The organism is Kribbella turkmenica, assembly GCF_004348725.1.
GTDB classification, from domain to species: domain Bacteria; phylum Actinomycetota; class Actinomycetes; order Propionibacteriales; family Kribbellaceae; genus Kribbella; species Kribbella turkmenica.
This window is the reverse complement of sequence record NZ_SMKR01000240.1, coordinates 1-8,066: the sequence shown is the minus strand read 5'-3', so window position 1 is coordinate 8,066 and position 8,066 is coordinate 1. Positions and strand designations below refer to the sequence as shown.

At 69.5% G+C, this 8,066-nt stretch carries 5 protein-coding genes; 1 reads left to right on the top strand and 4 read right to left on the bottom strand.

The window, feature by feature from the left end:
* Nucleotide 1: 1 nt before the first annotated feature.
* The 4 genes from E1218_RS33525 to E1218_RS33510 form a co-directional block, all read right to left on the bottom strand.
* Nucleotides 2–1,945, bottom strand: a complete 1,944-nt coding sequence (locus tag E1218_RS33525) for a TIGR03960 family B12-binding radical SAM protein (protein ID WP_132327066.1) — start codon at nt 1,943–1,945, stop codon at nt 2–4.
* A gap of 35 nt (nt 1,946–1,980) precedes the next feature.
* Complete coding sequence (locus E1218_RS33520) at nt 1,981–2,409, bottom strand: hypothetical protein (protein WP_132327065.1); 429 nt, start codon at nt 2,407–2,409, stop codon at nt 1,981–1,983.
* Nucleotides 2,409–2,963, bottom strand: coding sequence for a hypothetical protein (locus E1218_RS33515; protein ID WP_132327064.1), 555 nt, complete (start codon nt 2,961–2,963; stop codon nt 2,409–2,411). Before E1218_RS33515 ends, E1218_RS33520 begins: the two co-directional genes overlap by 1 nt.
* A gap of 433 nt (nt 2,964–3,396) precedes the next feature.
* The gene (locus E1218_RS33510; RefSeq protein ID WP_165949532.1) at nt 3,397–4,392 is read right to left on the bottom strand and encodes a LacI family DNA-binding transcriptional regulator; all 996 of its coding nucleotides are present in this window, start codon (nt 4,390–4,392) and stop codon (nt 3,397–3,399) included.
* A 162-nt stretch (nt 4,393–4,554) separates the two neighbouring features.
* Between E1218_RS33510 and E1218_RS33505 the strand changes: the two genes are divergently transcribed.
* A complete protein-coding gene (locus E1218_RS33505) occupies nt 4,555–8,028 on the top strand; it encodes an alpha-glucuronidase family glycosyl hydrolase (RefSeq protein ID WP_132327062.1) in 3,474 nt (1,157 codons plus the stop codon).
* Nucleotides 8,029–8,066 lie beyond the last annotated feature (38 nt).

The following is an 8,066-nucleotide window of genomic DNA, read 5'->3' as shown; positions in this document are numbered from 1 at the left end:
GTTAGAGGACGGACAGCGGGAGGAGCTTCTTGCCGGTCGGGCCGATCTGGATCTCGGTGCCCATCTGTGGGCAGACGCCGCAGTCGAAGCACGGCGTCCAGCGGCAGTCCTCGACCTCGATCGCGCCGTCCTCCTCGAGCGCGTCCTGCCAGTCCTCCCAGAGCCAGTCGCGGTCCAGGCCGGAGTCGAGGTGGTCCCACGGCAGGACCTCGGCGTACTCGCGCTCGCGGGTGGTGTACCAGACCAGGTCGACCGGCTCGTCCGCCAGCGCCTTCTCGGTCGCCTCGACCCACCGGTCGTAGGAGAAGTGCTCGCTCCAGCCGTCGAACCGGCCGCCGTCGCGCCAGACCTGCTCGATCACCCGGCCGACCCGGCGGTCGCCACGGGACAGCAGGCCCTCGATGATGCCGGGCTTGCCGTCGTGGTACCGGAAGCCGATCGCCTTGGCGTAGTTCTTGTCCGACCGGATCGCGGCCGCGAGCTTCGACAGCCGGGCGTCGGTCTCCTCGGCGCCGAGCTGGGCGGCCCACTGGAACGGGGTGTGCGGTTTCGGCACGAACCCGCCGATCGAGACCGTGCAGCGGATGTCCCGCCGGCCGGCCGCCTCGCGACCGGTCGCGATCACCTTCTTGGCCAGGTCCGCGATCGCCAGCACGTCCTCGTCGGTCTCGGTCGGCAGGCCGCACATGAAGTACAGCTTCACCTGCCGCCAGCCGTGGCTGTACGCCGCCGCGACGGTCCGGATCAGGTCCTCCTCGGTGACCATCTTGTTGATCACCTTGCGCATCCGGTCCGACCCGCCCTCGGGGGCGAACGTCAGGCCACTGCGCCGGCCGTTGCGGGAGAACTCGTTGGCCAGTGTGATGTTGAACGCGTCGACCCTTGTCGAAGGCAACGAGAGGGAGACGTTGCTGCCCTCGTACCGGTCGCCCAGGCCCTTGGCCACGGCGGCGATCTCGCTGTGGTCGGCCGAGGACAGGCTGAGCAGCCCGACCTCCTCGAACCCGGACTGCTTCAGCCCGTTCTCGACCATGTCGCCGATCGTGGTGATGCTGCGCTCGCGTACCGGCCGGGTGATCATGCCCGCCTGGCAGAACCGGCAGCCGCGGGTACAGCCGCGGAAGATCTCCACCGAGTAGCGCTCGTGCACGGTCTCGGCGAGCGGGACCAGCGGCTTCTTCGGGTACGGCCAGGCGTCGAGGTCCATCACGGTGTGTTTCGCGGTCCGCCACGGGACACCGGGACGGTTCGGCGCGACCCGCTTGATCCGGCCGTCGGGCAGGTACTCGACGGTGAAGAACTTCGGGATGTAGACGCCGCCGGACGCCGCCAGCCGCATCAGCACCTCGTCGCGCCCGCCCGGGCGGCCCTCGTCCTTCCACTCCCGGATCACCTCCGAGATGGCCAGCACGATCTCCTCGCCGTCACCGAGGACGGCGGCGTCGATGAAGTCGGCGATCGGCTCCGGGTTGAACGCGGCGTGCCCGCCGGCCAGCACGATCGGATCCTCGTCCGTCCGGTCGGCGGCGTACAGCGGGATGCCGGCCAGGTCGAGCGCGGTCAGCATGTTCGTGTAGCCGAGCTCGGTGGAGAACGACAGCCCGAACACGTCGAACGCGCGCACCGGCCGGTGGCTGTCCAGCGTGAACTGCGGGATGGGACCAAGCGCATCACCTTCGCGCATGATTTTTTCCATGTCCGGCCAGACGGAGTACGTCCGCTCGGCCAGGAGGTGGTCGCGCTCGTTCAGCACCTCGTACAGGATCTGGACGCCCTGGTTCGGCAGGCCGACCTCGTACGCGTCCGGGTACATCAGTGCCCACCGGACGCTCACCGCGTCCCAGTCCTTGCTGACCGAGTTCAGCTCACCACCGACGTACTGGATGGGCTTCTGCACCCCCGGCAGCAACGCCTCCAGGCGCGGGAACAGCGATTCGACAGTCATGGGCACTTCCGGTCGGGATCAGAGCGCCTACCAGACTAACGCCGACCCCCCGATATCCCCGCATCGCTGCGCTCGACGAGGCTCCGCCCGCGGTACTGGGTCAGGCAGCTTTTCAGCGCGCTCTCGAAGTCCTCCTCCGTGGTGGCGCCGCGCCGGTGGAGAGCGATCTCGGCGTCCAGGAAGGTGAGCAGGTGATCCGACCCTCCGTCCGCCGCGAGATGCTCGCGGAGCGCGGCTGCCCGCTGCAGCACGGGGACCCGGCCGCGCCTGCTCAGACGGACCTCGACGACCTTCTTCAGGCCGAGCGCGACCGAGGCGGTGCTGATCGCGACGTACCCCGGTGCGAGGAATCCGATGACGTCGAGGCCGGCGTCCAGCACGTAGGCGAGCGGGGCGGCCACGAGGATGACGGCCAGGTCCGCGGGGGAGGAGACCCGGTTGAGCAAATGCTCCAAATCGCCCATCACCGGACGATCTTCCGGGCCCTGAGTACGACGGCCAGGTAGCGCAGGCGCGACTTGGGGAGCTGCTCGGCAAGCATCGCGAATCGCCGGAGCTCGGGCACCCGACGCCGTTCTACGAGCTCGGCCAGATCGGTGACATCCGCCGAGGTCGCGAACCTCAGCAGACCGTCCTGGATCTCACGGCCATCGGACTCCGGCAGGGCGTCGACAACGGCCAGCAGTTCGTCGACAGCCTGCAGGAAGTGCCGCTTCGACCCGGGCGGCGCGGGCGTGGTCACCTCCTCGACGTCCGCTGCGGCCGCGGGTGAGGCTGCCTGTGCGCTTCCCCATCCGACGTCCACGCGCACGCCGGCACGGGGCCGTCGCCGGGCCCGGGCAGGGAGCGGGCCGAACGGCCTCGGCGCGTCCCGGCGGACCCGTCCGGCGACCGCGGCCACGGCGACGGTGAGGAGAAAAAGAACGAGAACGGCGGCGGTGGCGACGAAGAAGGTCGCGATCGCGTTGGGACCCCCGGGAAGGGCGTCGGCGAGGAAGAAGGCGAGCAGGCCGACCACGAACGCCAGGGTGAGGAGGTTGCCGCGGGGACGGGCGGGCTCACTCGACGGCGGAAGACCGGGCCAGACGTCGAAGGCGGTCGGCTGCCGGTTCAGGCCGGGGTGGTAGCCCGATCACGGTCTTCAGCGACCGCGTCGCCGCCCCACGCCGCCGATGCTCCCGGTCGACCGCGATCTCGACGTCCACTGTCCGCGTGTTGTTCAGCAATCACCAGTTCAGCCAGGCGATCCCCACCCACCGATCGCCGTCGACCATCCCGTCCGCCCGCGCGTCCCCGCCGTCAGCACCCGAGCTTCCTCGAGCGCCATCGCCACCGGAACTCCAGCTCCGCCCGCCGCACCTGGAAGAACCGCGCGAACACCTCAACATCACGCCCGAACACCCGCACAATCCGCACCCGCCGAACCCTAGACGTGCGAGCCGCCGCGCGCCTCAATTCCGTCGGGGCCCTGTGCTGCCACGGATGACGAGGTGGGCGGAGAGCGTCCGGGTGCGGCGGGTCTTGCGGGAGTGGAGGTAGGGGGAGAGCAGACGCCAGGCCTCCTGGCCGAACTCGGTCTGCGGCATGGCGACCGTGGTCAGGCCGGGGAGGGTGAAGCGGGCGTAGACGATGTCGTCGAAGCCGGCGACCGAGATCTGGCCCGGGACGGCGATGCCCAGCTCCTGCAGTCTGGCGACCGCGCCGAGCGCGACCAGGTCGTTGAAGCCGATCAGGCAGGTGGCACCGGTGGCCAGCGCGGCCTCGGCCGCGGCGTGGCCGTCGTCCAGCATCGCGCCGGCCGGGACCCGGTAGAGCTTGGTCCGGCTCCGGATCGAGGACTGCAGGGCCGACCAGCGATCGGCCTCCGCCGCCGCGTGCGAAGGACCACCGAGGTAGCACAGGCTGGTGTGACCGAACCCGTCGAGATGCCGGCAGAGGTCCATGACCGCTTCCTGGCTGTCGACGGTGACCGACGGGAACAGGTTGCGGTCCGGTTTGCGGTTGACGAGGACGATCGGTACGTCGAGCTCGGCCAGGCCGGCGAGCTCCGGCGTACTCATCCGCGGACCACACAGAATCAGGCCGTCGCTCTGCCGGGCCAGCTCGTTCAGGTGCCGGAGCTCCTCGCCCGGCTGCTCGTTGGCGTCCGCAACGAGGGTGCGATAGCCGTCCTGCTCCGCCTCGGCCGAGATGCCTTTGAGGATGGTGGCGAACAACGGGTTCGCCAGGTCGGGGACGAGGACGCCGACGATGCCGGTCCGGCCGCGGGACAGGTTCTGCGCCGTCCCGCTGGGCCGGTAGCCGAGACGTGCGGCGGCGTCGCGGACCCGGGTGACGATCTGCGGATCGACGTTCGGAGTCTCGTTCATCACCCGGGACACGGTCGACTTCGAGACTCCCGCGGCCGCGGCCACGCTGAGGATCGTCACCTGCCTGGTCCGGCGCACAAAGCCTCCTCGGGTGTGGAACCGGTTCCTCACGATGATAGACGAGTCCCTCCGCGAGACTCTCGAAAGCGGAGAGAAATCGAAATCCTGCGGGTCGAACCCTTGACGCGCGCATCCTGTCTCCCTAGGTTCAGGAACCGGTTCCCCAGGGAAGGCGGCGGCATGGAGTTCACCCGGCGGCAGTTGTTCCTGACCAGTGGCGCGGTCATGGCGGGCGGTCTGCTCGACCCGTTGACGGCGTCGGCCGGCGGTCTGCCCGACGAGGACGGTCACGAGCTCTGGCTGCGCTACCGCAAGGCCGGGCCAGACCGGCTGGCGGAGTACCGGCGCGCTCTGACCCACGTGGTCGCACCCCGGGAGGACGCGGCCGTCACCGAGCTCCTCCAGGGCCTCTCGGCGATCACCGGGCGCACGGTTCCGCACCACACCAGGCCCAGGCGCGACGGCGCGGTGATCATCGGCACTCCCGACACCTCGCCGGACGTCGCCGGGTTCGTCGACAACAGCCTCGGTCCGGAGGGCTACGTCATCCGGACCGTCGACAACGCCGTCGTGATCGCGAGCCAAGGCAGGCGCGGCGTTCTGTACGGCGCCTTCCACCTGCTGCGACTACTTCAGACGCAGCGCCACGTCACCCGCCTGGACATTCGCGAACGGCCGGCCAATCCACTGCGGCTGGTCAACCACTGGGACAACCTCGACGGCAGTGTGGAACGTGGGTACGCCGGCGACACGATCTTCGACTGGGACGCGCTGCCGACGACCGGACCACGGGACCTGGCCTACGCCCGTACGCTCGCGTCGGTCGGGATCAACGGCACGGTCGTCAACAACGTCAACGCCAACCCGGCGTTCCTCTCCACCGAAATGCTCACCGGATTCGTGGGCCTGGCCGCCGTGCTGCGCGAGTGGGGCGTCACCCTGTATTTGTCGGCCAACTTCGCCTGTCCGATGGTGCTCGGCGGCCTGCCGACCGCGGACCCGTTCGATGCGGGCGTGCAGCAGTGGTGGCGGGACAAGGCCCGCGAGATCTACGACATGATCCCCGATTTCGGCGGCTTCCTGGTGAAGGCCGACTCGGAGGGGCAGCCCGGGCCGCTGACCTACGGCCGGACCCATGCCGACGGCGCCAACCTGCTCGCCGCGGCAGTCCGCCCGTACGGCGGCATCGTGATGTGGCGCGCGTTCATCCACGACTTCGACCCGGTGACCTGGGCGAGCAAGTCGTACAAGACCTTCCAGCCGCTCGACGGGCAGTTCGCGGCCAACGTCGTCGTACAGATCAAGAACGGCCCGATCGACTTCCAGGTCCGGGAGCCGGTGCATCCGCTGTTCGGTGCGATGCCGCGTACCCGGACGATGGCCGAGCTGCAGATCACGCAGGAGTACACCGGCCAGTCGACGCACCTGTGCTACCTGGTGCCGCAGTGGAAGGAGGTCTATGACTTCGACACCCACGCCGCCGGTCCCGGGACGACGGTCGCGCGCATCGTCGACGGTGCGGCCGGGGTGATGAACTTCGGCTCGGACCGCAACTGGACCAGGCATCCGCTCGCGGCGGCGAACACCCACGGCTACGGCCGGCTCGTCTGGAACCCGGCGCTGAAAGCCGCGGAGCTCGCCGAGGAGTGGGTCCGGATGACCTTCGGCGGCGACGCCCGAGTGGTTTCGACGTTGACCGGCATGCTGCTCGGGTCCTGGGAGACCTACGAGGACTACACCTCCCCGCTGGGCGTCGGCTTCATGATCGCCGGTGACCACTTCACCCCGAACCCGGCGGGTAACGCGCCGTGGAACCGGGCCGACCGCGAAGGGACCGGCTTCGACCGGACGGTGGCCACTGGTGTCGGGTACACCGGCCATTACCACCTACCGGTTTTCCAGCGGTACGAGTCGCTCGCCGACTGTCCTGACGTGCTGCTGCTGTTCCTGCACCACGTTCCGTACAGCCATCGGCTGCACTCCGGCAAGACGGTGATTCAGCACATCTACGACACCCACTGGGACGGGCGCGACGACGCACACCGGCTGCGCGAGCTGTGGCGTTCGCTGAAGTCGCGTGTCGATCGAAGCCGATACGCCACGACGCTGGAGCGGTTCGACCAGCAGGCGATCCAGGCCACGCTGTGGCGGGACTCGATCGTCAGCTACTACTTCGAGGCCGGCCGTGTGCTGGACAGCTCCCGGTCGTGGACCCAGGTCAGACTGGACGGAGATGGTCTGCTCTTGGGCGGTTGGCCGAACCTGCTCGAGCTGAGCGCCGGCAACGCCTCACCACGCCAGGTCGAGCTGTCGGCGCAGGTGAGTGGTTGGGACAGCGCGCAGAGGACCGTCTCGATGCTGTCGCGTGAGTTCGTACCCTGCGAGGTTCCGGTCACCCCACCGCTCACCCCGCAGGTCACCACCATCGACCTCGCGGCCGAGGCGGGCGGTCTTCCCGTGCTCGGGACACGGATGCCGGTGATCGTGGCGCCGGTCGGTGCGCGATGCCGGCTGGCACTGGACGCCGGGGCGGCATCGAGCCCGGTGCTGTCCGGGTACGAGCGCCTCTCACCATCGGACCAGTGGGACCCGGCGCGAGGCTTCGGCTGGGTCGGTACGGCGCCGCAGTCGCGCGACCGGGCCCGACTGGACGTCCTGCGTCGCGACTTCGTCAACGACACCGTCGCCCGTACCCTTCGCGTCCAGCTTCCGGACGGCAGCAACGACGTCTACTTCCTGATCGGCGACGCGAGCGCGGACTGCTGGCCAACCTCTGTTCATGCGGACGGCAAGCTCGTCGCCAAGAGCGAGTTCCTGCTCGGCGGTCAGTACAGCTGGGTCAAGGCTGTCCTCGACGGTGGGCGTGCCGTCGACCTCGAGTTCAGCAGCCTGCCCGGCCAACACTGGCACCTGGTGGCCCTGGTGATCCCCGACCCGTCGGCTGAGCTGCCTGCGGTCGTGGTGACCGAGGTCGCGGCACCATCGCCCATGCTGTGCGGCCGCGCGAGCGCTGTCACCGTGACGGCCGCCAACACCACGGAGTCGGCGATCGACGCGACCGCTCGCGTCCTGGTCCCGGCCGGGTGGACGTCGAGTGCGTCCACGGCGTCGATCCCGGCCGGTGCGGTGGCGCAGCTCGAAGTGACCGTCGTACCCGGTCCGGAGCCGACCATCACCGCTCTGGACGTCGAGGCTGGCACTGACCGGACGCGCACAGCGCAAGTCCTCACGGCACCGCCGGGCGACACCGCCGTAGTGGCACTCGATGCAGGCACCGCCACCAGTCCACTGCTGCCCGGCTACCAGCGGCTCACCTCGGGCACGCCGATGTGGGTCGGGCAGGGACCGCAGTCACGGGACCGCGCTGTGCTCGACGACCTGCGCCGGGACTTCGTGAACGACACAGCAGCACGAGTGCTGCGATTGGAGCTGCCCGACGGCGAGCACGACATCTGGATGCTCGTAGGCGACGCCACGCAGCCGTCCGACCCGACGTACGTCAGATCAGCCGGCGGTCAGCTCGCCGCAAGCCCTCCACTCGCCACCGGCGAGTTCACCTGGTTGCGCTTCAGCGTCGCGGGCGGTGCCGAGCTCGAGTTGTCCGGCGACCCCGGCAAGCACTGGCACCTGAACGCGCTAGTGGTGCGGACGTAGCGCGCGGTTGGCGGCCGGTTCGGCGATCTGGGCGCGGA

Bases quoted from the DNA above. Each gene is read 5' to 3' on its own strand.
- E1218_RS33525 (WP_132327066.1), bottom strand. From the start codon at position 1,945: ATGACTGTCGAATCGCTGTTCCCGCGCCTGGAGGCGTTGCTGCCGGGG.
- E1218_RS33520 (WP_132327065.1), bottom strand. From the start codon at position 2,409: ATGGGCGATTTGGAGCATTTGCTCAACCGGGTCTCCTCCCCCGCGGAC.
- E1218_RS33505 (WP_132327062.1), top strand. From the start codon at position 4,555: ATGGAGTTCACCCGGCGGCAGTTGTTCCTGACCAGTGGCGCGGTCATG.